Origin of the sequence: Streptomyces sp. XM4193 (genome assembly GCF_023072595.1) — a bacterium.
GTDB lineage: Bacteria > Actinomycetota > Actinomycetes > Streptomycetales > Streptomycetaceae > Streptomyces.
In genome coordinates, this window is record NZ_JALLGK010000002.1 from 213491 (window position 1) to 234336 (window position 20846).

A 20846-nucleotide genomic window follows, 5' to 3' on the forward strand; every position below is an offset into this window, starting at 1 on the left:
GACCGGGGAGTTCGGCCACTGCGCTACGCGCCCGGGCGCACCGGGATGCTCGTGACGAAGGGCTGAGAGGGCCCCGGGTCGGTGAAGAAGTCGTTGCCCTTGTCGTCCACGACGACGAACGCCGGGAAGTCCTCGACCTCGATCTTCCAGACCGCTTCCATGCCCAGCTCCTGGTACTCCAGGACCTCCACCGACCTGATGCAGTCCTGGGCCAGCCGCGCCGCCGGGCCGCCGATCGAGCCGAGGTAGAAGCCGCCGTGCGTGCCGCAGGCGTCGGTGACCTGCTTGCTGCGGTTGCCCTTGGCGAGCATCACCTTCGACCCGCCGGCCGCCTGGAACTGCTCGACATAGGCGTCCATCCGGCCCGCCGTCGTCGGACCGAACGAGCCGGAGGCGTAGCCCTCGGGCGTCTTGGCCGGACCCGCGTAGTAGACCGCGTGGTCGCGCAGGTACTGCGGCATCGCCTCGCCCGCGTCCAGCCGCTCCTTGATCTTGGCGTGCGCGATGTCGCGCGCCACCACCAGCGGACCGGTCAGCGACAGCCGGGTCTTGACCGGGTGCTTGGTCAGCTCCGCCAGGATCTCCTCCATCGGCCGGTTGAGGTCGATGCGCACCACCGAGTCGCCGCCGGACAGTTCGTCCGCCGCCCTGGCCTCCAGGTCCTCGTCGGTGGTCTCCGGCAGGAAGCGTGCCGGGTCGCGCTCCAGCTCCTCCAGGAAGACGCCCTCGGCCGTGATCTTCGCCTTGGCCTGCCGGTCCGCAGAGCAGGACACCGCGATCGCCACCGGGCAGGACGCACCGTGCCGCGGCAGCCGCACCACGCGCACGTCGTGGCAGAAGTACTTGCCGCCGAACTGGGCGCCGATGCCGATCTTCTGCGTCAGCTCGAAGACCTTCTCCTCCAGGTCCTTGTCCCGGAAGCCGTGGCCTGCGGCCGAGCCCTCCTCGGGCAGCTCGTCCAGGTAGTGCGCCGAGGCGTACTTGGCGGTCTTCAGCGCGTACTCGGCGCTCGTGCCGCCGACGACGATCGCCAGGTGGTACGGCGGGCAGGCCGCGGTGCCCAGCGAACGGATCTTCTCCTCCAGGAACTTCATCATGGAGGCCTCGTTCAGCACCGCCTTCGTCTCCTGGTAGAGGAAGGACTTGTTCGCGCTGCCGCCGCCCTTGGCCATGAAGAGGAACTTGTAGGCGTCGCCGTCGGTCGCGTACAGCTCGATCTGGGCGGGGAGGTTGGTGCCGGTGTTGCGCTCCTCCCACATGGTCACCGGGGCCATCTGCGAGTAGCGCAGGTTGAGTTGGGTGTACGCGTCGTACACGCCGTGCGAGAGCGCCGCCTCGTCGCCGCCCCCGGTGAGCACCTGCTGGCCGCGCTTGCCCATCACGATCGCGGTACCGGTGTCCTGGCACATCGGCAGCACGCCCGCCGCGGCGATGTTCGCGTTCTTCAGCAGGTCCAGCGCGACGAACTTGTCGTTGGCGCTGGCCTCCGGGTCGTCCAGGATGCGGCGCAGCTGCGCGAGGTGCTCCGGGCGCAGATAGTGCGAGATGTCGTGCAGCGCCTCGGCCGCGAGAGTGCGCAGCGCCTCCGGCTCGACCTTGAGGAAGGTCCGGCCGTCCGCCTCGAAGGTGCTCACGCCCTCGGCGGTGACGAGACGGTAGGGGGTCTCGTCCTCGCCGAGCGGCAGCAGCTCGGTGTGCGAGAACTCGGGGTACGACTTACCGGCCGGGCGTGCACTTGCCATCGGACGACTCACTTCTCCTCTTGACCCTCACCCGGCCCTGACCCTGACCCGGCTCTGACGCGCGACCGGTGCCCGCGCGCCGCGCCGTGCTCACTGCGGTGCGGGACGGAGCTCCGGCCTCCCTCGCAGCGTAGAACGCGCGCGCCTCCGAAATCAGGTGAGGTAAGGCTCAGTTGCGTTCGGTGACCGGGCAACTGCCTCTGGTCGCGACCTATCGCGTCTGGCAAGCTGGCCCCGTGGATGAGATCTCGCTCAGCAAGCAGCCCGCCGGTTCGGCCACCGGCCCCGAGGTGCGGGTCTCCGACGCGGACCGCGACCGCGTCGCGCATCTGCTGCGCCTGGCCCTGAGCGAGGGCCGGCTCAACGGCGAGGAGTACGCCGAGCGCGTCGAGTCGGCGTACGCGGCGAAGACCGCCGGCCAGTTGGAGTCCCTCCTGGTGGATCTGCCGGTGGGGCGCAGAGCGCCCGCGCCCGGCCCGCGCCCCCTCCCGACGCGCACCACCACCAACCTCGTGGCCGTCTTCGGCGGGGCGGCCCGCAAGGGCCGCTGGCGCGCGGGCGGCCGGATCAACGTCCTCGCCTGCTTCGGCGGCGTCGAGGTCGACCTGACCGAAGCGCTGTACGACTACCCGCGGGTGGACATCCACGTCACCGCTCTCTTCGGCGGAGTGGACATCCTCGTCCCGGAGAACGTCACCCTGCGCGGGGCGGGCCACCACGGCGTGCTCGGCGGCTTCGACGTCACGGAGCAGGAAGCGAGCGACCCGCGAGCCCCGGTGGTCGTCGTCCACGGTTTCGCGCTCTTCGCGGGCGCGGAGGCCAAGGGCCGGAAGGGCCGTCGGATCCGGGATCTACGCGCGCTTCGCGACTGAGCGCATAAGCGCGCGTACAGCGGGTAGAGCTGGTGCATCGCCTCCTTGCACGGCCCCCGGTGAACTTCCGTGCGCGCGGGGGCGGTTGAGGGCACCAGGTCGGACCGAACAGCTGAGACTCCATCGCCGTAGTCAGGGAGTAGACCGTGCTGCGATCGCCGCATCAGCACCTCCAGGCCGCTGTCGTACCCCAGCAGCGCTCCGCCGCACAGCAGCGAGCGAGCAGTCCCGACGATCCCTGGCACGCCGACGCCGCGTGCCGCAGGGACGAGGTCGGCCTCTTCTTCGCGCCCTCCAAGGAGCCCACCGCCTCCCGGCTCAGCCGCGAGCAGGCGGCCAAGCAGGTGTGCGCCGGCTGCCCGGTGCTCGCCGACTGCCGGGAGCACGCGCTGCTCCAGCCCGAGCCGTACGGCGTCTGGGGCGGCTTGACCGCCGCGGAGCGCCGTGTGGTCCTCGCCCGTCGCCGTCGCCGCGACACCACGCCGGCGGCCGGCCGGCGCATAGCCTGAGCCGTGCAGCAGCGGAGCGCGGGGGAGCGGCCCGCGGCTGATCGTTGACGCTCCGGGGCTGTCGGTGGTTCGGGGCTCGGATGCCGTCCGTGGTTCGGGCGCCGTGCGTGGTTCCGGTGTCGGCCGTGGTTCGGGTGTCGTGCGTGGGCCGGGCGCGGGGCTCGGGCTTTCCGAGGCGGGCCGCCGTCGAGTCGCCCGGTCTGGTCGGCAGGGTCGGGCTGACGGGTTCGTTCGTGAGTTGCGCGTGTGGGCCTGCCCGGCGCGGGAGTTGTGATCCCGAGAAGGCGCGAAGCCCGCCCCTCGTGAGGGGCGGGCCGGTCCGGGCGCGCGATCGTCTCGTACGTACCGGTTGCGCCGCTCTCCTTCGAGGTGCGGGCCCCGGGTGCGTCCGGTCCCGCAGCGGCTGTGCGCTCAGCGCGCCCGGTCGAAGTCCACCGCACTGTAGGCGCGCAGCTTCTCCAGCTTGTGGGTCGACTCGATCTGCCGGATCGTGCCGGACTTCGAACGCATCACCAGCGACTGGGTGTACGCCCGCTCCGAGCGATAGTGCACGCCGCGCAGGAGATCGCCGTCCGTGATCCCGGTGGCGACGAAGAAGACGTTGTCGCCGCGCACCAGATCGTCCGTGGTGAGCACCAGGTCCAGATCGTGGCCCGCGTCGAGTGCCTTCTGCCGCTCCTCGTCGTCCTTCGGCCAGAGCTTGCCCTGGATCACGCCGCCCAGGCACTTGATGGCACAGGCCGAGATGATGCCCTCGGGCGTACCGCCCACGCCGAGCAGCAGGTCCACGCCGGTGCCTTCGCGAACTGCCATGATCGCGCCCGCCACGTCGCCGTCGCTGATGAACTTGATCCGGGCGCCGGCCTCCCGGACCTCCTTGACGATGCCGTCGTGCCGCGGCCGGTCCAGGATGACGACGGTGACGTCCTCGGGCGCGGTGCCCTTGGCCTTGGCGACCCTGCGGACGTTCACCGAGGCGGGCGCGTTGATGTCGACGTACTCGGCCGCCTCCGGGCCGGTGACGAGCTTGTCCATGTAGAAGACCGCCGAGGGGTCGAACATCGCACCGCGTTCGGCCACCGCCAGGACGGAGACGGCGTTGCCCATGCCCTTGGCCGTCAGCGTCGTACCGTCCACCGGGTCTACCGCCACATCGCACTCGGCGCCCGTGCCGTCACCGACCCGCTCCCCGTTGTAGAGCATCGGCGCCTCGTCCTTCTCGCCCTCGCCGATGACGACGACGCCGTTCATCGAGACGGTGGAGACGAGCGCCCGCATGGCCTTGACCGCTGCGCCGTCGGCGCCGTTCTTGTCACCGCGGCCCACCCAGCGGCCGGAGGCCATCGCACCGGCCTCGGTGACGCGTACGAGCTCCAGCGCGAGGTTGCGGTCCGGAGCCTCGGGACTCACCTCTAGCTGGGACGGAAGGTGGTGGTTCTCGGTCATCTGGAGACACCTTTCTGCACGTCCGCTGGGAGCCGCGGCACGGACAGTTGAGGGTTGAGGGTGCTTCCGACCTTATCGGCACGTCGACAAAGTGAGCAGTGGACCCCTCGGATGAGCGGCCGCGGCGGACCTCCGGCCCCCATGTACGAGGCGTCGGGAGCGGTGGGCGATGATGGGGCCGTGGGAGAGCAGCGCGACAGCACCGACGAAACCGGTACGACCCGTACGGCCGGCGAGGACGGCACGCCCGAGTCCGCGGCCGACGCCCGGGCGGCGAACGGGCCGGCAGACGGTGGCGACGACGGATCCGCTCCGGACACCGGCTCGACCGCGGCCGCCGAGGCGGCTGCGGCTCCGGAGCAGGTCGAAGCCGGGCGCGAGCAGTCCGGTTCCGTGCAGTCCGGTACCGACCAGGTCGAGGCCGGGCCCGTGCAGTCCGGGTCCGATGAGCCGGACGAGCAGCCGACCGCGGGCGTCGACGGTGCCGCGAAGTCGGAGAAGAAGGGCCTGAAGTCCGTACGCGACATGGTGCTGTCGATGGCCGTCATCGGCCTCGGCGCGCTCCTGCTCTACTCCACGCTGCCCAACGACGAGAGCCAGGACCCGGTCTACGAGATCACCTACGAGGCCGAGCTCGCCACCGCGGGCCGCGCGGCACCGTACGAGCTGCTCTCGCCCGAGGGGCTCGGCGACAAGTGGCGTGCCACCTCGGTCAGTTACAAGGCCAACAGCGATCACGGTTCGGTCTGGCACCTGGGGTTCATGAACCCCTCCGACGAGTACGCGGCCGTCGAGCAGGGCAACGGCGACGAGCGGAAGTTCGTGCACGAGGTCACCCAGGGCGCGAGCGAGACGGAGACGACGGAGACCGTCAACGGCGAGGAGTGGGTGCGCTACACGGGGGAGAAGTACAACGCCCTGGTGCTCAAGCGCGACGCCGACGCCTCGGACCGCGGGAACTCCTCCGGCGGTTCGCAGCAGGACGGCGAGGTCACCACGGTCGTGACCGGCACCGCTTCGTACGCCTCGCTGAAGAAGCTGGCCGCCTCGCTGGAGCCTCCGCAGACCGCCGGCAACTGATCCGCCGACCCAGCCCCCTCCCGCGGCGACCGTGCCGGTCGGCCCACCGCCGGTCGGCCCGACACCGTCCGTGCGGGGGCGTGCGGGCCGTGCGGGGTCGTGCCGGGCAGCGCGGGCTGTTCGGGCCCGGCGGACGGGCCCGGCGGACGGGCCGATGGCTCGGTGAGCGCCGGTGCCGGGCTCGTGGCTTCCGCCCGCTCCCGCCCCGCCCCGCTCCCGCTCCGCCCCGGCCGTACCGGGGCCCGTCCGCCGGGTGGTGCCCGGCCCGCGCCGCCGCTCCCGACCTCAGACGGTGGTGACCGCTTCCGCGGCTGCCAGCCTCGGGGCGCGCGGGCGGAACGCGTCCTCGCCGGGCAGGCCGATGTTGACCACCAGCAGCGTGCGCTGCTTGCCGTCGCCGAAGAACTCCTTGTCCACGGCGTCCGCGTCGAGTCCGGTCATCGGGCCCGCAGCCAGGCCGGCGGCCCGTACGCCGAGCAGGAAGTAGCCCGCCTGGAGCGCCGCGTTGAACCGTCCGTGCTGCTCGCGGGTCTCGAGCTCGGCGAAGAGTGAGTCCTTGAGTCCCGGAACGGCCGGGAAGAGCTCCGGCAGCCGCTCGTGGAAGTCCAGGTCGGTCGAGAGGATCGCGGTCAGCGGCGCGGTGCGGGTCTTCTGCTTGTTGCCCTCGGACATGTGCTGGACCAGGCGCTCGCGGGCCTCGGGGGTGCGCACCAGGGTGAGCCGGAGCGGGGAGAGGTTGAACGCGGTGGGCGCCAGCTTGATCAGGTCGTACACGGCGTGGATCTGCTCGTCGCTGACCGGGGTGTCGGCGAAGGTCTGCGCGGTGTGGGCCTCGCGGAAAAGCAGGTTCTGCGCGGCGTCGTCGAGAGCAAGAGCCATCGGTCGTCCCATCCAAGTAGTTCGGAATTGAACTACCAGCCTACGGAAGATCCACGAGCTCGGCTCGCGCTCCCGCCGTGTGATGCGCCACAGCGTCTGCGGGACCGCCCGACGTGCCCCGGGCCACCGCCGCGCGCGCGGGCACACCGCCGAGCGCCGACTGGCCACGGGCAGCGTCTCGCCGCCCGGCGCGGAGCCGGCCCGCTCGGGGCTACGCGTCGCCCTGCTCTCCGCCCGCTCTCGCCGCTCTCTCGGGCTCTGCGGCCCCTTCGGCGGCCTCGGGCTCGGCGAGCGCCGCGTCCAGACGTGCCCGCGCGCCGGCGAGGAACTCCCGGCAGACGCCGGCGAGTTGCTCACCGCGCTCCCACAGCGCCAGGGACTCCTCCAGCGTCGCCCCGCCGGCCTCCAGCCGCCGCACGACCTCGACCAGCTCGTCCCGCGCCTGCTCGTAGCTGAGCGCCGGCTCCTCGGCCGACTCCGGTCCATCCGCCGCAGCGGCGGGCCCCGTGGGCTCCGTCTCCGTCATGTCTCCACCCTAGATCTCGCCAGAACTCTCTCCGGACCCACCGCGACCGCTCCTTCCCGCGACCGCCGCACCCTCACGGCGACCTCCGGCGACCGTGACCACCGCGGGGCCTGCTCACTCCCGGACCGTCACCCTGAACTCGCCCTCGGCGACCCGGGCGCGCAACTGCTCGCCGGGTGCCACTTCGCTGCTCGCGCGCACCGCCTCGCCGCTCCCGCGCTGCAGCACCGCGTAACCCCTGCGCAGCGTCGCCGCGGGTGAGAGCGCCACAACCCTGGCCCTGGTGTGCTCCAGATCGGCCTCCGCCCGGTCCAGCGCATGGCCGAAGGTGCGACGGGCGCGGCCGGCCAGCTCCGCCACCTCGTCCTCTCTGCTCTCCAGCAAGCGGTGCGGATACGTCATGGAAGGTCTGCTCATCCAGTCCGAGAGCCCGCGCTCCTGCTGTGCCAGATAACCCGTCACACAGCGCTGAGCGCGTCCGCGCAACTGCGCCACCCGCTCGTGCTCCTCGCCGACGTCGGGAACCACGTCCTTGGCGGCGTGGGTCGGAGTGCGCGACCGCAGATCGGCGACCAGATCGAGCAGCGGATTGTCCGGCTCGTGGCCGATCGCGGAGACCACCGGCGTACGGCAGGCGGCCACCGCCCGCACCAACTCCTCGTCGGAGAACGGCAGCAGATCCTCCACGCTGCCGCCGCCGCGCGCGACCACGATCACATCCACCTCGCGGTCGGCGTCCAACTCCCGGACCGCCGCCACCACCTGCGGCACCGCCCGCACCCCCTGGACGGCGACGTTGCGCACGGTGAACCGGACCGCCGGCCAGCGATGCCGCGCCGTCTCCAGCACATCCCGCTCGGCTGCCGAGGCCCGGCCGGTCACCAGCCCCACCCGGCGCGGCAGAAACGGCAGCGGGCGCTTGTGGTGCGCCTCGAAGAGGCCCTCGGCGGTGAGCCTGCGCTTCAACTGCTCCAGGCGCACCAGCAGTTCGCCCATGCCGACCGGGCGTATCTCCGCCGCCCTCAGCGACAGCTGACCGCGCGCGGCGTACCAGGAGGGCTTGCCGTGCACCACGATCCGCGCGCCCTCGCTCACCACGTCCGCCACCTGGTCGAAGACCTGGCGGTAGCACGTCACGGTGAGCGAGATCTCGTGCGAGGGGTCGCGCAGGGTCATGAACACCACGCCCGCACCCGGCCGCCGGCTGAGCTGGGCGATCTGCCCCTCGACCCACACCGGGCCGAGTCGGTCGATCCAGCCGCCGATCAGCCGCGACACCTCGCCGACCGGAATCGGCGATTCGGGAGACGTCTGCATTGCCATGACCGCGAGGCTAACCGCCCCCACTGACAATCCCCTCGGCCGTCCCGTCCGCGCACGAGCCCGCAGCCCCCGCGGCCGCCCTCCGCAGCCGTCCCCGCGACCAGCCCGTACGGCCCGTACGAGGCACCCGTGCTCGTGCGCCCGGACGGAGCGTCCGGGCCCGGCGGACGCGCGCCCTCCGCACGCCGTCCCGCCGATCAAGTGCGCCCTCCGACACGACGCCGATGAGCTTTACGATGGGCGCATGACTTCTGCGTCCCGCCCGTCGACCGCCGCCACCGACAGTGCAGACCTCGCGCCCGAGCGCACCGCACGCGAGGAGAGCGCCCCCGCAGAGACCGTGCACGGGGAGAGCAGGTCCGGCGAGGGCAGAAGAGTCCTCCTCGCCGCTCCGCGCGGCTACTGCGCCGGCGTCGACCGCGCGGTCATAGCCGTGGAGCAGGCCCTGGAGCAGTACGGCGCGCCCATCTACGTCCGCCACGAGATCGTCCACAACAAGTACGTCGTGGAGACCCTCCGCAAGAAGGGGGCCATCTTCGTCGAGGAGACCGCCGAGGTGCCGCCCGGCGAGATCGTGATCTTCTCCGCCCACGGTGTCGCTCCGGTCGTCCACGACGAGGCGAAGCGGGGGCAGTTGGCCACCATCGACGCGACCTGCCCGCTGGTCACCAAGGTCCACAAGGAAGCGGTCCGGTTCGCCAAGGACGACTACGACATCCTTCTGATCGGCCACGAGGGCCACGAGGAGGTCATCGGCACCAGCGGCGAGGCGCCCGAGCACATCACCCTCGTCGACGGCCCCAAGGACGTCGCGAGTGTCGAGGTCAAGGACCCCTCCAAGGTCGTGTGGCTCTCCCAGACCACGCTGTCGGTGGACGAGACGATGGAGACCGTCGATGCGCTGAAGGAGAAGTTCCCCCAGCTCATCTCGCCCCCCAGCGACGACATCTGCTACGCCACCCAGAACCGCCAGACCGCCATCAAGCAGGTCGCGGCCGAGTCCGACCTGGTGCTGATCGTCGGCTCAAAGAACTCCTCCAACTCCGTGCGCCTGGTCGAGACCGCCCTGGTTCACGGCGCCAAGGCCGGCCACCTCGTCGACAACGCGAGCGAGCTGGACGAGGCCTGGCTGGAGGGAGTCACCACGGTCGGCCTCTCCTCCGGCGCCTCGGTCCCCGACGTGCTGGTGGAGGGCGTCATCCAGTGGCTGGCCGAGCGCGGCTGGTCGGATGTGGAGGTGGTGCAGCCGGTGGAGGAGCACATCCAGTTCTCGCTGCCCAAGGAGCTGCGCCGCGATCTGCGTGCGGAGGCGAAGGCCGCCGTCGCGGACTCCACCGGATCCTGACTCCGGCGGCGGACTCCACCAGGCCCTGACCCGGCGGCCCGCGCGCACCGCTTGGGTGCCCGGGCCGCACCCTCGGCGCGGCCCGGCGGGAGCCGGCGTCCGGTATTCCGTGCGTCAGCGCGTACGGGCGGCCGACCGGCTCCGCCGCCGTCGCGCCGCGTACAGGCCGCGCCGCACCAGCACGATCGCCACCGCGACCAGTGTCCCGCCGTACAGCCAACCGGCGTTGACGGCCAGGGTCGTCGCCAGCTCGATGAACCAGGCGCCGACCCCGTCCTCGCCGGTGATCGGGATCAGCCCGAAGGTGAAGGCGATCGGTACGGCGACCGGCGCGGTCAGCGCCTCCGCCACCCGCACCCACAGCGCGCAGGCCGCGCTCAGCACGACGAAGCAGACGCCGTAGAAAGTCATCGAGTCGTCGAGCAGCAGCGAGGCGAACAGCCCCGCGCACAGCATCACCACCACGGCGAGCAGCCCGCCGCCGAGTGCGGTCAACCGCGGCCGGGGCACCCGTGCCAGCAGCGCCGGAAGCCCGGCGGACCGTCCGGCGCCGTTCCCCGAGACCGCCGCCCGGCCACCGCGTCCCCTGGACTGCGCCGTCCCGGACTGCGCCGTCCCGGGCAGCCCGGCCCTCGACTCCGCGGCCCTCGACTCCGCGACGCCGGGCATCCCCGGCCGACGGTCTCCGGGCGCCGACGTCCGGCGGTGAGGTTCAACGGGCGCACCCCGCCCGGCGATCGACGGTCCCGGCTGCCCGGCCCCGGGCTCCACGGCGGGCCGGTGCGCCGCCTGCCGCTGTGCCGTCCGACGTCTGGGCTCACTCCTGCGTTGCTCCACCGCACCAACGTAGAACCGCCCGTCCGCCACCCCGCCCGGACACGCCCGTCACCTCGCCGGGACACGGCCGTCCGTCCCGGAAGCCGACGTCGCCGACGTCCGCCCTCCGCGCGCGATCCCGCCGGGGGCCCGCGTCCCCGGGCACCCGTCCTCGGCCGCCCGGCGGCAGCCGTAGACTGGTGGACTGGTTCCCGTGCGCGGGGCCGTCGCACCCAACCGCCTCGCTACGGGAAGTTCGTCACGTGTCGCTCACGATCGGAATCGTCGGTCTGCCCAACGTCGGCAAGTCGACCCTGTTCAACGCCCTGACCAAGAACGACGTGCTCGCGGCCAACTACCCGTTCGCCACCATCGAGCCCAACGTCGGTGTCGTCGGCGTGCCCGACCCGAGGCTGGACAAGCTCGCCGAGATCTTCGGCTCCGAGAAGGTGCTCCCGGCCACCGTCGACTTCGTCGACATCGCCGGCATCGTGCGCGGCGCCAGCGAGGGCGAGGGCCTGGGCAACAAGTTCCTCGCCAACATCCGCGAGTCGGACGCCATCTGCCAGGTCATCCGCGCCTTCCAGGACGAGAACGTCGTCCACGTCGACGGCAAGGTCTCGCCCAAGGACGACATCGAGACGATCAACACCGAGCTGATCCTCGCCGACCTCCAGACCATCGAGAAGGTCCTGCCGCGCCTGGAGAAGGAATCGCGGATCAAGAAGGACAAGCTGCCGCAGGTCAAGGCCGTCCAGGAGGCGAAGGCCCTGCTGGAGGAGGGCCGTACGCTCTTCTCCGCCGGCATCGCCCAGGGCACCGATGCCGCCGAGCCGCTGCACGAGCTGCACCTGCTGACCACCAAGCCGTTCCTCTACGTCTTCAACGTCGACGAGGACGAGCTCACCGACGAGGCGTTCAAGGACGAACAGCGCGCCCTGGTCGCCCCCGCCGAGGCGATCTTCCTCAACGCCAAGCTGGAGGCCGACCTCGTCGAGCTCGACGACGACGCCGAGGCCCTCGAACTCCTCCAGTCCGTCGGCCAGGACGAGCCCGGCCTCGCCACCCTCGCCACCGTCGGCTTCCGCACCCTCGGCCTGCAGACCTACCTCACCGCAGGCCCCAAGGAGTCCCGCGCCTGGACGATCCCCAAGGGCGCCACCGCCCCGGAGGCCGCCGGCGTCATCCACACCGACTTCCAGCGCGGCTTCATCAAGGCCGAGGTCATCTCCTTCGACGACCTCGTCGACGCCGGCTCCGTCGCCGACGTCCGCGCCAAGGGCAAGGCCCGCATGGAAGGCAAGGACTACGTCATGCAGGACGGCGACGTCGTCGAATTCCGCTTCAACGTCTAGCGGTTGACCCAGCGTCGATCCGTTGAACACGCACGTCACCAGGGGCCCGACTCTCCGGAGTCGGGCCCCTGGCCGTTCCGTGCCGGGCAGCTGACTGCTGCCACCTCGTTCACCCCGAGCGGGAAGCGTCGGCAGTGCTCGGACTGACCAGGGCGCAGAGCTTGACGTGCAGCTTTCACTGCAAGGGACGTCGGGAAATGGTTATGCAGAGGGTGCGCCCTTTTTCTGCTGCCCGGGGCGGTGTCTGTGCGGTATGCAAACCGGAGCCTGGTACCCGTTCTGATCTTCATCCACGTCCGCTCCATGACGAGAACCGGTGCGGGCGTGCTCTACGCGGAGTCGCTCAGCGTGTCTGCCTTCGTGCCCCGGGTGAGGCGGTCGAACCGGGCTGAACGCGCTTCGGTGAGGGTGGTTGCCCTTGAGTCCACCGCATCTCGATGTCATTTTTGAATCGGGATTGATATCGTTGTGTCGTCGGCTGTGGAGGGATGACTGATGGCCAGGACTGTGATCGATCTGGATGAGGAAATCGTCGAACAGGCGATGCGGGTGTACGGGGTGAAGACGAAGGCCGCCGCAGTGCGGGCTGCCATGGAGGAGGGGGTGAGGCTGCGACTGCGTCGAGAGCTGTTCGATGCCATTGACGAGGGCGAGTTCGAGGATGCGTTCGCGGAAATCCGGGCGCAGACGGGTCCGCGGAATCCGGACGGCACGCTGAAGCGTGAAGGCGGGGCCTCGGCGGCGTGAAGGGGCGCTACCTCATCGACAAGTCGGCACTGGCCCGCCGGGGCAAACCGGCGGTGCGGGCGAGGCTGGACGCGCTGGACCGCGACGGGCTCCTGGCGGTGTGTGCCCCGACCGAGTACGAGGTCCTCTACTCGGCGCGCGGAAAGCCCGAAGCGCTGCGGCTGCGCACTCTGCTCCGTGGATTCGACTACCTGCCCTGCAACGATGAGGAGTTCGAGCGAGCGCTCGAGATCCAGGCCCTGGCCCTGAACGCCGGCTTTCACCGGGCGCTGTCGCTGGCCGACGTCCTGATCGCGGCAACCGCCGAGCGGCATCGTGCCACGCTCCTGCATTACGACGGCGACTTCGACATGATTGCTTCGGTGAGCACGCTGCAAGCTGAGTGGGTCGTTGGGCCCGGCACCGCCGACTGAGCCGGCAACGCACGTCGTTCCTCGACGAGTGGGGGTCCGCGTGCCGTCAGTCGATCATTGTGGATCCGCTCGGCGGTGTGGTGCGGGGACTGTGGATGAAACTCACGCTGGAGCGGGGTCAGCAGTTCACCCATGGCCGGCCTCGACGTCGCCCCGCTGACCTGGAGCGCACCGGCGACTCCCCGCCTTTCGGCTCCCCACCCCCCAGGAGCGCTTCCGGGCAGAGCGCCGCTGCGTGGGTGGCTGGGGTGGCGGGTGGTGTGGGTGGGGAGGTGGGGGAGGGGTGAACGGCGGCGGTGCGCATGGGGTTTGGCCAGTACGATGCGGCTTGTCGCTCGTACGGGTTGGGGCGGTGGGACGGGAGGTGGCCGCGCGTGGTCGACGGCACGGGGAACGAGAGGCCGGGCGGGCGCAGGCGTCAGGGCGAGTTGGAGACGCAGGTGCTGGCGGTGCTCGGTTCGGCGCCGGGGCCGGTGACGGCCGGCTGGGTGCAGGAGCAGCTCGGCGGTGATCTGGCGTACACCACGGTCATGACGATCCTGACCAGGCTGTACGCGAAGCGGGCGGTGTCGCGTTCCAGGGTCGGCCGGTCCTTCGAGTGGACGCCGGTGGCGGACGGGGCCGGTCTGGTGGCGATGCGTATGCGCAAGCTGCTCGACAACCAGGAGGACCGCGGCGCGGTGCTCTCCAGCTTCGTGTCGTCGCTCTCCACGCACGACGAACAGCTTCTGCGCTCCCTCCTCTGTGAAGCCGACGATCCGGAGCGGTGATCGATGGGCGTCTTCGTCTACCTGCCTCTGATCCTGCCGTTGACCGCTCTGCCGATCGCACGACTGGCCGCACAGCATCTGCATCCGCGCAACGCCGCGTTGCTGCTGACCTGGGTGGGCGCGACGCTCGCCGCGTGCAGCACGTTGTGCCTCGGGCTCGTGATGGTCGTCGGTACGGCGCAGCTGCCGGGCAGTCCGCTGCCCGCCAGTTGGTCCGACGAGGAGGTGCGGGAGGCCGTGCCGTACGACGAGGTGGCGGGCAAGCTGTCGATCGTTGCTCTCGTCGTCGTGTTCGCGACGTGTGCGCTGACGCTGGGGCGGCACTTCGGCTTCCGGGCCCGTGCCCATCGGGCGCTGGCCGCGCATCCCGACCGTTCGGAGGTCGCCGTGCTCGCCGACGAGGTGCCGTACGCGTACGCCCTGCCTGGCTCTCCCGGCCGGGTGCTGGTCTCCACGGGAATGCTGAACGGGCTCGACGAGGCGGAGCGGGGCGCGCTGCTCGCGCACGAGCGTGCTCATCTGGCCGGGAAGCACCACCGCCTGCTGCTGACGGTTCAGCTCGCCGGTTGTGCCAACCCGCTGCTGCGTCCGCTCCGTTCGGCGGTGGGTTACTGCACGGAGCGCTGGGCCGACGAGGAAGCCGCCCGGGTGACCGGCGACCGCCGTACGACGGCCCGTGCGGTCGGCAGGGCGGCGTTGATCTCCCGCCGCGCGGCGGTGCCCGGTCTGGCCGCTTTCGCCGAGGCAGGTCCGGTGCCGCGTCGGGTTGCCGCGTTGCTGGGGCCCGTTCCGTCGGCCGGTGGCTGGCCGCCGGCGCTCACCACGGCCGGTCTTGCCGCGCTCGTCGCCGCAGCGGGTACGGCCGCGTCCACGCTCTCCGCGATCAACGCGGCGATCGCGCTGTTCCTGGTGCTGGAGTCGGCGACGTACGGCTGAGGCGGTCTGCGGGGGCGTCGCACATGGGTCACGCCATCGGCGGGGGACGCCGTTTCCCCGTGTCGTGTCTGCCGCCCGTCGTCGAGCGGACTGTTGGCGAGGCGGCCGTGCTTTCTCGGCGGTGGGTCCCTCGATCCGCACAGCCGGGGGTGGGTGGCCCTCGGTGTGCGCGCACCGGCCGGGCGTGCCGGTGGGCCTGCGGCGGTGCAGTGCCACAGGCCCACGGTTCTTCGGTTCGCGAACCGCCTGACGCACTTCTCCTGTGCGACAGCCGCTTCCCTCAAGTGCCCGGAGGGCGACGGGTTTCGGGGGTGCTCAGCCCTCGTCGTCGTCCTCGAAGGCGTCGCCCACCTCGTCGATGACCTCGGCGGCGACCAGGCCGCCGACCACGCCGACGGCCAGACCTGCCGCTCCGGCCGCGACGACGGTTCCCATGCCCGGACCGGAGCGCTGCCCGCCTTCGGGGTGGTGCTGTTCGCCGTACTCGTGGCCGTAGGGAGCGGGGGAGGTGTACACACCCTGGCCCGCGACCAACTGGCGCACCCAGCCTTCGACTTCGGCGTCCCAGTCGCGCCCCTCGACGCCTTCGTGGCTGACGGTGAAGCGGTTGACGGCGTCGTGGCCGGCGGAGAAGAGGCCGCCGCGCTTGTCCGCCTCGAGCACCACCTCCATACCGCCCGGGTTGGCCAGGAAGGTGACCTCGACCTCGCGCATCGCGTGCGCGTACTGCGGGGCCGGCGTGAGCTCGACCTCCTGGTAGAACGGCAGTTGCTGCCCGGTGCCGCCGATGTGCCCGTACTCCAGGTCCGCGGACTTGAAGTCGAAGCCGAGCCGGCCGAACGCCTCCAGGACGGCCTGCTGCACGGGCAGCGGGCGTACGGTCAGCGGGTCCAGATCGCCCTTGTCCTTGCTGCCCGAGACGGCGAGTTCACTGCGTACGCCCAGCACTACGCCGAGCGGCTGGCCGTGGACCTCGGTGACCGGCGTCTCCCAGGGCACCGCGACTTCGAAGGGGATGCTCCGGCGCTCGCCCTCGGCCAGCCGGAAGCCGCCCCCGACGGCGAAGCGTTCGAAGGAGACCGTTCCTTCGCTCTCGCCGCCGTCGTGCTCCGCCTCGACGCGGGCGACGAGTTCCAGGGTGATCTGCTCGATGTCGTAGTCGGCTTTGCCGCCGACGAGATGGACCTGTCCGTGCAGCGTTCCGCCGGGCAGGACCGGGCCGCCTTCCAGGACCGTGTCCAGGGTGGGGCCGCCCACGCCGAGCGCCCCGAGCAGCTTCTTGAACACCATGGTGGCGTTCTCTCCTTCGGATGTTGAGTGGTGGTTCGAGTCGTGGGTTGCCACACCCCAGAGAGTGGCAACCCACCGGTTCGTGCCTACTTGGCCGTCGTGTCCAGAGCAGCCAGGGCCTGCGCCCAGCGGACGTACTTCAGCTCGGCGAAGTCGCGAACGGTCTTGATGCCGAAGGCCTCCTGGAGTAATTCGCCGTCACGGTCCGAGACGCCCTTGAGGGCTCCGACCGGGGCGTCGAGAATCTCCGGGAGACTCTTGTCCGCCCATGCCTTGTCCAGCACTTTGGCCAGGTCGATCGAGGCCATGAAGTCCTCCTGCGAGGGGAGTGGTGGGTGGTTCCTGCCGCGTGATCTACACGCGTGTAGAAGCATAGGTCGCGATCAACTGCCCCGGTCGCTTCCCGGGGTTGCTCGCGGGAATTGTCCGAAACTGTGTGGGAGGAAACAGGCCGCGTTCCGTGCGGACGGCGGGCCCGGGGGCTGATGCGGCGTCATGTTCCGTACGGAGTACGGGACTTCGTGCCGGCCTGCGCAGTCCGCAGCAGCCCCGGCCCGTCCCCGCCCACGGCCACCGCAGCACGGCAGCACGGCGGCCCGCCGCCCCGGGTGGGGTGGCGGGCCGCCGATGGCGCCGGGGTCAGTGGACGGGTGCTGCGGTGCGCTTCCGAAGGTGGCGGGCGAGTGCTCTGAGAGCGAGCAGTTCCAGACAGATGGTGATCAGTCCGATCGCCGCGCTGAGCAGTGAGCCGGGCATCATGAACGCCGTGTGGGAGACGAGGATGCCGCCGACGAGCCACAGCCGGTGGGTGTCGGTCCAGTTGCCCGACAGCCGCCAGCGGTGTGCGACCCAGCCGAACGGGATCGCCGTCATGGCCCCCGCGATCAGCATGAACTCCTGCGACATCGCGTCGACGAGCATCAGTTCGTCGCCGAGTCCGAGGGGCAGCAGCGTGGTCAGGAACGCCATCGTCAGATAGAGCGAGACGAAGCCGACCACCATCGGGTGCGGAGCCCGCCGGTCCTGCCGCACCACCTCGCGTCGCCGGCGCCGCGGCAGCACCCGGAGGGCGACCCACGTGAGCCCTGCGACGGCGAGGACGTAGGCGACGGTCCAGCCCCACGGGGTGAGGTAACCGGGGTCCTCGGCGGCCGATACGAAGACCCGCAGGCCGATGACGCCGAGGACCGTCAGGGCGCCGGCGGTGACGACGCCCCCGCCGCGCAGATACGGCCGATTCCGCAGGTCGGGGAAGAGCAGGTCGGCGATCATGACGGGCAGCAGGACACTGAGCACGACATGGACGCCGATCTGGGCTTCCCAGTAGGTCCAGTTGACGCCGAGGGAGCGCAGCCCCCAGTCGGCGGCGTCGTACAGCTCCGGGCTGGTGAGCGCCTGGAGCCCGAGTCCGTCCACCGCCAACTGGTAGGCCACGGCGAGCAGTACGAGGCTGGGCCAGCCGGCGCCGACACGTACCGCCGCCTCGCGGACGAGCAGCGTGCCGGCCCCGTACGCCATCAGGAGCAGGGGCAGCAGGAGCCAGACGGCCGGTACGGCGACGGCGGTGAACGTCAGTGCCGTGCAGAGGGTCGTCAGCAGTGCGAGGGTCGCTGCGGCGCGTCGACCGCGGGTGCGGTGGACCGCTGCGGGACGGCCGTGCCGGGCCGTTGCGGGTGGGGGAGTCGCGGGCGGGGTGCGCATGCCGTGGGTGCCCGGCGAGAGGTCAGCGCTTGTCATGTGCGTCGACCAGACCCTGGATGTCGATCTTCGTCATGGCGTGCAGTGCGTTCAGGACGCGGTCCGTGGCGTCCGGTTCGGCGCCGCTCAGCAGCTCCCGCAGCTTGACGGGCATCAACTGCCAGGTCACGCCGTAGCGGTCGAGCAGCGAACCGCCGGGGCCCTCCTCGCCGCCGTCGGTCAGGCCGGCCCAGAGAAGGTCGAGCTGCTGCTGGTCGTCGCATTCGACGTAGAGGGAGAACGCGGGGGTGAAGGGAAACTGCGAACCGCCGTTGTAGGCGGTGTACTGCTGCCCGCCCAGGGTGAAGTCGACCGTGGTGACGCCTCCTTGGGCGTCGCGCTGGATGTCGCGGATGCCGGAGTCGGAGATGCCGGCGTCGGTGAAGAGCCCGGTGTAGTACTGCGCGAGGGTCTCGGCCCGGCCGTCGAGCCACAGGAAGGTGGAGATGTTCAAGGCGCTGTCCTGACTGTCGAGGTGGTGCAGCGGCTGTGGTTCAGCTGCTGTGTTTCGGTGGGTGTGTCCGTGGGTGTTTCAGCGGGGTGTCGCGTCGGTGTAGTCGTCGAGCACGACGGTGTCGGCCACTTTCTCCAGGCCCCGGCCGACGAGGCGTCTGGGCAGAAACGGCAGTACGCGCACCGACTGGTTGCGCAGCCACATCTGCTTGGGGGTGTCGGGCAGCAGGCCGCCGTCGCCCGAGGTGCGGGCGAACTCCTGGGCGCGGTCGGCGAATTGGCGCATCCCCTGCTCGTAGGCGGGGTAGGCCGCGCGGTGGTTGCCGCCGGCCCGGAAGAGTTCCCCGGCCAGCAGATACGCCCCGACCAGGGCGAGGCTGGTGCCGATGCCGGACATCGGGGAGGCGCAGAACCCGGAGTCGCCGACCAGTACGGCCCGTTCGTTCGACCAGCTCTTCGCGCGCACCTGCTCGACCCGGTCGAAGTAGAAGTCGTCCGCGTCGTGGAGCTGCGCCAGCATGTCCGGCACCTCCCAGCCCACGTCTGCGAAGTGGCGGGCGAGGATGTTCTTCTGGGTGGTGATGTCGCGCCGGTCGTAGAGCAGGCCGGGAGCGCGGAAGAAGTAGCCGGCCACCGCTCTGCCGGGCTGCACCAGCGGGCGCAGGGCGGCGGTCCGGCCGGAGCGTCCGGCGCCTCCGGGGACGGTGTACATCAGCTGCCAGCCGTCGAGCGGTGCGTCTGTGACGACGGAGTGGAGCGCGATGTAGGAGCCCAGGTCGCGCACGTAGCGCTCCTCGGGGCCGAAGGCCAGGCGGCGTACGGTCGAGTGCACGCCGTCGGCGCCGACCAGCAGGTCGAACCGCCTGGACTCGCCCCGTTCGAACTCGACCACGACCCCGTCCCGGTGCTGCCGCACCTCGGTGACGGTGTCGTCGTAGATGTGCTCGACGTCGTCGGGGACGGACTCGTGGAGGATCCGGGCGAGGTCGGTGCGCAGGAGCGCCCATTCGGCGACCGGCCCGCCGGAGGGCCCGAACGTCTCGGCGCTCATGTTCGCGACCGACTTGCCGGCCTCGTTGATGAACGCCATGCCCCGGCCGGGGATACGAGCGCGGCGCACCTCCTGGACGAGGTTCATCCGTTCGACGACCTCGCGAGCGGTGCCCCGGATGTCGACCGCGTAGCCGCCGCTGCGGGGGGCCGCGGCGCGTTCCACCACGGTCGGGCGGAATCCGTACCTGCGCAGCCAGTGAGCCAGGGTCGCGCCGGCGATACCGCCCCCCGATATGAGGATGTCCCGATTCTCCATTTGCCTGTCCTTCTGTTCATCGATACGCCGTTCCGTGCTGCGGCATGCGTACAACGTATTGCCTCTGAGTGGCCCAGAAGTACGGTTGAAGCGCCTGGGTGTACTAGTGCTTCGACATCAGTGAACTAGTGCACTAGGGTCAGGGCGACAGTCGGACGGGTGCCGCCGGGCGCCGCGCCGCCCGGGCCGCCCGGGAGCTGAACCGACCCGAAAGCGGAGGACGCCTTGCCGTCAGCGCAGAACACCGAGCCGCCGTACCGCGTGATCCTCGGGGAGATCCGCTCCCGAATCGTCAGCGGGGAGCTGCGGCCCGGCGACCGGGTGCCGTCGATCCGCGCCATCGCGCAGCGGTGGGGGGTGGCGATCGCGACGGCGACCAAGGTGACGGCCGCGCTGCGCGAGGAGGGGCTCGTCGAGGCGCACGTCGGGTCCGGCACGGTGGTGAGCCCGCAGTCGGGGCGTCCGCGTACGCCCGCGGCGCAGCGTTCCGCCTCGGCGGGGCGGCCCGCGGAGGCGCCCGACCAGGATGCGCTGCGGGTGCGGATGCTGCGGGCCGCCGTCGAAGTGGCCGACGCCGACGGCCTCCAGGCGCTGACGATGCGCCGGCTCGCCTCCCGCCTCGACCTCGGGCCGATGTCCCTCTACCGGTACTTCACCGGCAAGGACGAGCTGCTGATACAGATGGCGGACCTGGTCTTCGGCGATCTGGTGCTGCCCGAGGGCGGACCGCCCGGCTGGCGTGCCAAGCTCGAACTCGCCGCTCGCGAGCAGTGGCGGCTCTGCCGTAGGCATCTGTGGCTGGCGCAGGTGGTCTCGTTCACACGTCCCGTGCTGGCCCCGAACATGATGGCCCACACCGAATGGACCCTCCGCGCGCTGGACGGGCTCGATCTGCCCATGGACGTACGGCTGCAGGAGACGCTGACCCTGCACGCGCTCGTCGTCACCATCGGGCTGTCCAAGGCCGACGAGGTGCAGGCCGAGCGGAGCACCGGGTTGACGCTCAACCGCTGGTCGGAGAGCCAGCGTTCACGCCGCAGGGAGCTGTTGGCGACCGGGAGGTTTCCGCTGCTCGCCACCTTCTCGGAGGACACCGCGCCCGATCTCGACGTCCTGTTCGAGTACGGCCTGGCTCGTCATCTCGACGGGTTCGCCGCCCTGATCGACGCCCACGAGCGGAGCGCGGCCGAGACCGTCCGGCCGCGCGCGTGGCCCGCCCTGGGCATCGGCCGGGGGCCCGGGGCCGGCAGCGGCGGCGGCCCGCCGGCGGGCGGCTAGGGTTTCGGTGAGTCGGCGAG

At 71.1% G+C, this 20846-nt stretch carries 21 protein-coding genes; 10 read left to right on the forward strand and 11 right to left on the reverse strand.

Features of this window, described 5'->3' with window-relative positions; genetic code table 11:
• Nucleotides 1–23 precede the first annotated feature (23 nt).
• Entirely contained in the window at nt 24–1742 is a 1719-nt protein-coding gene (locus tag MTQ01_RS08175; RefSeq protein ID WP_247488123.1) for a fumarate hydratase, read from the reverse strand.
• 236 nt (nt 1743–1978) lie between these two features.
• Here MTQ01_RS08175 and MTQ01_RS08180 point away from each other — a divergent pair, with 236 nt between their 5' ends.
• Together MTQ01_RS08180 and MTQ01_RS08185 are read left to right on the forward strand one after the other, a co-directional pair.
• The gene (locus tag MTQ01_RS08180) at nt 1979–2614 is read left to right on the forward strand and encodes a DUF1707 domain-containing protein (RefSeq protein WP_247488125.1); all 636 of its coding nucleotides are present in this window, start codon (nt 1979–1981) and stop codon (nt 2612–2614) included.
• A gap of 146 nt (nt 2615–2760) precedes the next feature.
• Nucleotides 2761–3123 carry a WhiB family transcriptional regulator gene (locus MTQ01_RS08185; RefSeq protein WP_211040838.1) on the forward strand — a complete coding sequence of 121 codons (363 nt, stop codon included), beginning with the start codon at nt 2761–2763 and terminating at the stop codon, nt 3121–3123.
• A 411-nt stretch (nt 3124–3534) separates the two neighbouring features.
• Here MTQ01_RS08185 and glpX read toward each other — a convergent pair whose 3' ends face one another.
• Nucleotides 3535–4569: a class II fructose-bisphosphatase gene (gene glpX, locus MTQ01_RS08190; RefSeq protein ID WP_247488127.1), complete on the reverse strand. Its 1035-nt coding sequence runs from the start codon at nt 4567–4569 to the stop codon at nt 3535–3537.
• A 180-nt stretch (nt 4570–4749) separates the two neighbouring features.
• Between glpX and MTQ01_RS08195 the strand changes: the two genes are divergently transcribed.
• A complete protein-coding gene (locus tag MTQ01_RS08195; RefSeq protein ID WP_247488129.1) occupies nt 4750–5649 on the forward strand; it encodes a DUF4245 domain-containing protein in 900 nt (299 codons plus the stop codon).
• Nucleotides 5650–5934: 285 nt separating this feature from the next.
• Here the strand turns inward: MTQ01_RS08195 and MTQ01_RS08200 are convergent, their stop codons facing one another.
• The 3 genes from MTQ01_RS08200 to xseA form a co-directional block, all read right to left on the reverse strand.
• On the reverse strand, nt 5935–6528 hold the full coding sequence (locus tag MTQ01_RS08200; protein ID WP_247488131.1) for a malonic semialdehyde reductase: 594 nt from the start codon (nt 6526–6528) through the stop codon (nt 5935–5937).
• A 211-nt stretch (nt 6529–6739) separates the two neighbouring features.
• The gene (locus MTQ01_RS08205; RefSeq protein ID WP_247488133.1) at nt 6740–7054 is read right to left on the reverse strand and encodes an exodeoxyribonuclease VII small subunit; all 315 of its coding nucleotides are present in this window, start codon (nt 7052–7054) and stop codon (nt 6740–6742) included.
• A 114-nt stretch (nt 7055–7168) separates the two neighbouring features.
• Nucleotides 7169–8377, reverse strand: a complete 1209-nt coding sequence (gene xseA, locus MTQ01_RS08210) for an exodeoxyribonuclease VII large subunit (protein WP_247488134.1) — start codon at nt 8375–8377, stop codon at nt 7169–7171.
• Between the two features lie 244 nt (nt 8378–8621).
• Here xseA and MTQ01_RS08215 point away from each other — a divergent pair, with 244 nt between their 5' ends.
• A complete protein-coding gene (locus MTQ01_RS08215; protein WP_247488136.1) occupies nt 8622–9722 on the forward strand; it encodes a 4-hydroxy-3-methylbut-2-enyl diphosphate reductase in 1101 nt (366 codons plus the stop codon).
• Between the two features lie 114 nt (nt 9723–9836).
• Here the strand turns inward: MTQ01_RS08215 and MTQ01_RS08220 are convergent, their stop codons facing one another.
• A complete protein-coding gene (locus MTQ01_RS08220; protein ID WP_247488137.1) occupies nt 9837–10391 on the reverse strand; it encodes a DUF6542 domain-containing protein in 555 nt (184 codons plus the stop codon).
• Nucleotides 10392–10801: 410 nt separating this feature from the next.
• Between MTQ01_RS08220 and ychF the strand changes: the two genes are divergently transcribed.
• The 5 genes from ychF (at nt 10802) to MTQ01_RS08245 (ending at nt 14759) form a co-directional block, all read left to right on the forward strand.
• Entirely contained in the window at nt 10802–11893 is a 1092-nt protein-coding gene (gene ychF, locus MTQ01_RS08225) for a redox-regulated ATPase YchF (protein WP_247488139.1), read from the forward strand.
• Nucleotides 11894–12388: 495 nt separating this feature from the next.
• A complete protein-coding gene (locus MTQ01_RS08230; protein ID WP_247488141.1) occupies nt 12389–12640 on the forward strand; it encodes a type II toxin-antitoxin system VapB family antitoxin in 252 nt (83 codons plus the stop codon).
• Nucleotides 12637–13053: a PIN domain nuclease gene (locus MTQ01_RS08235; protein ID WP_247488143.1), complete on the forward strand. Its 417-nt coding sequence runs from the start codon at nt 12637–12639 to the stop codon at nt 13051–13053. Before MTQ01_RS08230 ends, MTQ01_RS08235 begins: the two co-directional genes overlap by 4 nt.
• Before the next feature lie 374 nt (nt 13054–13427).
• A complete protein-coding gene (locus tag MTQ01_RS08240; RefSeq protein WP_247488145.1) occupies nt 13428–13823 on the forward strand; it encodes a BlaI/MecI/CopY family transcriptional regulator in 396 nt (131 codons plus the stop codon).
• A gap of 3 nt (nt 13824–13826) precedes the next feature.
• On the forward strand, nt 13827–14759 hold the full coding sequence (locus MTQ01_RS08245) for a M56 family metallopeptidase (RefSeq protein WP_247488147.1): 933 nt from the start codon (nt 13827–13829) through the stop codon (nt 14757–14759).
• Nucleotides 14760–15074: 315 nt separating this feature from the next.
• Here the strand turns inward: MTQ01_RS08245 and MTQ01_RS08250 are convergent, their stop codons facing one another.
• The 5 genes from MTQ01_RS08250 to MTQ01_RS08270 all read right to left on the reverse strand — a co-directional run bounded on the left by MTQ01_RS08250 (nt 15075) and on the right by MTQ01_RS08270 (nt 19548).
• Nucleotides 15075–16049, reverse strand: coding sequence for a sporulation protein (locus tag MTQ01_RS08250; RefSeq protein ID WP_247488149.1), 975 nt, complete (start codon nt 16047–16049; stop codon nt 15075–15077).
• A gap of 86 nt (nt 16050–16135) precedes the next feature.
• Nucleotides 16136–16357, reverse strand: a complete 222-nt coding sequence (locus MTQ01_RS08255) for a hypothetical protein (protein WP_247488151.1) — start codon at nt 16355–16357, stop codon at nt 16136–16138.
• A gap of 331 nt (nt 16358–16688) precedes the next feature.
• A complete protein-coding gene (locus MTQ01_RS08260) occupies nt 16689–17786 on the reverse strand; it encodes a hypothetical protein (RefSeq protein WP_247488152.1) in 1098 nt (365 codons plus the stop codon).
• The gene (locus MTQ01_RS08265) at nt 17773–18240 is read right to left on the reverse strand and encodes a VOC family protein (protein ID WP_247488154.1); all 468 of its coding nucleotides are present in this window, start codon (nt 18238–18240) and stop codon (nt 17773–17775) included. The genes MTQ01_RS08260 and MTQ01_RS08265 overlap by 14 nt, the downstream gene beginning before the upstream one ends.
• Nucleotides 18241–18318: 78 nt before the next feature.
• Entirely contained in the window at nt 18319–19548 is a 1230-nt protein-coding gene (locus MTQ01_RS08270) for an FAD-dependent monooxygenase (RefSeq protein ID WP_247488156.1), read from the reverse strand.
• 225 nt (nt 19549–19773) lie between these two features.
• Between MTQ01_RS08270 and MTQ01_RS08275 the strand changes: the two genes are divergently transcribed.
• Nucleotides 19774–20826: a TetR/AcrR family transcriptional regulator C-terminal domain-containing protein gene (locus MTQ01_RS08275; RefSeq protein WP_247488158.1), complete on the forward strand. Its 1053-nt coding sequence runs from the start codon at nt 19774–19776 to the stop codon at nt 20824–20826.
• Nucleotides 20827–20846: the final 20 nt, after the last annotated feature.

Bases quoted from the DNA above. Each gene is read 5' to 3' on its own strand.
- MTQ01_RS08175 (WP_247488123.1), bottom strand. From the start codon at position 1,742: ATGGCAAGTGCACGCCCGGCCGGTAAGTCGTACCCCGAGTTCTCGCAC.
- glpX (WP_247488127.1), bottom strand. From the start codon at position 4,569: ATGACCGAGAACCACCACCTTCCGTCCCAGCTAGAGGTGAGTCCCGAG.
- MTQ01_RS08200 (WP_247488131.1), bottom strand. From the start codon at position 6,528: ATGGCTCTTGCTCTCGACGACGCCGCGCAGAACCTGCTTTTCCGCGAG.
- MTQ01_RS08205 (WP_247488133.1), bottom strand. From the start codon at position 7,054: ATGACGGAGACGGAGCCCACGGGGCCCGCCGCTGCGGCGGATGGACCG.
- xseA (WP_247488134.1), bottom strand. From the start codon at position 8,377: ATGGCAATGCAGACGTCTCCCGAATCGCCGATTCCGGTCGGCGAGGTG.
- MTQ01_RS08215 (WP_247488136.1), top strand. From the start codon at position 8,622: ATGACTTCTGCGTCCCGCCCGTCGACCGCCGCCACCGACAGTGCAGAC.
- MTQ01_RS08220 (WP_247488137.1), bottom strand. From the start codon at position 10,391: ATGCCCGGCGTCGCGGAGTCGAGGGCCGCGGAGTCGAGGGCCGGGCTG.
- MTQ01_RS08230 (WP_247488141.1), top strand. From the start codon at position 12,389: ATGGCCAGGACTGTGATCGATCTGGATGAGGAAATCGTCGAACAGGCG.
- MTQ01_RS08245 (WP_247488147.1), top strand. From the start codon at position 13,827: ATGGGCGTCTTCGTCTACCTGCCTCTGATCCTGCCGTTGACCGCTCTG.
- MTQ01_RS08250 (WP_247488149.1), bottom strand. From the start codon at position 16,049: ATGGTGTTCAAGAAGCTGCTCGGGGCGCTCGGCGTGGGCGGCCCCACC.
- MTQ01_RS08255 (WP_247488151.1), bottom strand. From the start codon at position 16,357: ATGGCCTCGATCGACCTGGCCAAAGTGCTGGACAAGGCATGGGCGGAC.
- MTQ01_RS08260 (WP_247488152.1), bottom strand. From the start codon at position 17,786: ATGACAAGCGCTGACCTCTCGCCGGGCACCCACGGCATGCGCACCCCG.
- MTQ01_RS08270 (WP_247488156.1), bottom strand. From the start codon at position 19,548: ATGGAGAATCGGGACATCCTCATATCGGGGGGCGGTATCGCCGGCGCG.